The organism is Micromonospora lacuserhaii, assembly GCF_036902735.1.
GTDB lineage: Bacteria > Actinomycetota > Actinomycetes > Mycobacteriales > Micromonosporaceae > Micromonospora.
Genome location: NZ_JBAKHO010000127.1, coordinates 1 through 1,012 on the forward strand (window position 1 = coordinate 1; position 1,012 = coordinate 1,012).

General features: G+C 79.2%; 1 protein-coding gene. It reads left to right on the plus strand.

The window, feature by feature from the left end; all coding sequences use genetic code 11:
• The coding region (locus V6U81_RS29045) for a cell division protein PerM (protein WP_477463944.1) at window positions 1-1,012 on the plus strand (1,012 nt) is incomplete at both ends.

A 1,012-nucleotide genomic window follows, 5' to 3' on the forward strand; every position in this document is an offset into this window, starting at 1 on the left:
AGCATGATGTTCTCGGCGACGGTGAAGACGGGCACCAGCATGAAGTGCTGGTGCACCATGCCGGCTGGGCCGCGCTCACGTCGTACCTGCCGGTGGCGCTGGTGCTGGCGCTCGCCCAGCTCAGCGAGGACGCCGCCTCGGTGACCGGCGCGCTGCGCGCCGGGCTGGCCGGCTGGCTCCTCGGCCACGGCGTGCCGTTGCAGACCCCCGCCGGCCCGCTCGGCCTCGCCCCGCTGGCCCTCTCCGCCCTCGCGCTCTGGCGGCTCACCCGCGCCGGGGTGCACACCAGCCGGGCGATCGGTGCCCGCGGCGGTCGCTCGCCCCGGCAGGCGCTCACCGCCGCCGGCGCGGTCGGGATCGGGTACGCGCTGTTCGGCGTCCTGGCCGCGCTGCTGGTCGGCACCGGAGGGGTGCGGGTCTCCCCGGTCCGCGCCGGGATCACCTTCGCGCTCTTCGGTGCGCTCGCCGCGCTGGTCGGGGCGGTCCGCACCACCGGGGTCGCCGGTCTGCTCGCCGACCGGGCGCCGGCGGTGCTGCGCGACGGCGTCCGGACCGGCCTGGTCGCCGGTCTGCTGCTGTTCGGCGCCGGGGGCGGCGCGGCCGGGCTGGCCGTCGCGACCGGCGGTGGCGACGCCGCCGACATGATCGGGGCGTACCGGACCGGGGTGGCCGGGCAGGCCGGCATCACCCTGGTCAGCCTGGCCTACGCGCCGAACGCGACCGTCTGGTCGACCGCCTACCTGCTCGGTCCGGGCTTCGCCGTCGGCACCGGCACGGCGGTGCGTACCAGCGAGGTGTCGGTCGGCGCGCTGCCCGCCGTACCCCTGCTCGCCGGCCTGCCCAGCGGCCCGGCCGACGGGACCGGCGCGGCGCTGCTCGCGGTGCCGGTGCTGGCCGGGATGGCGGCCGGGTGGCTGCTCGCCCGGCGGCTGCCGCGCCCCGGGACGGAGGAACGCGCGGAACGGGGCTGGGCGGCGCTGCTCGGGCCGGCCGCGCTCGCCGGCCCGGTGGC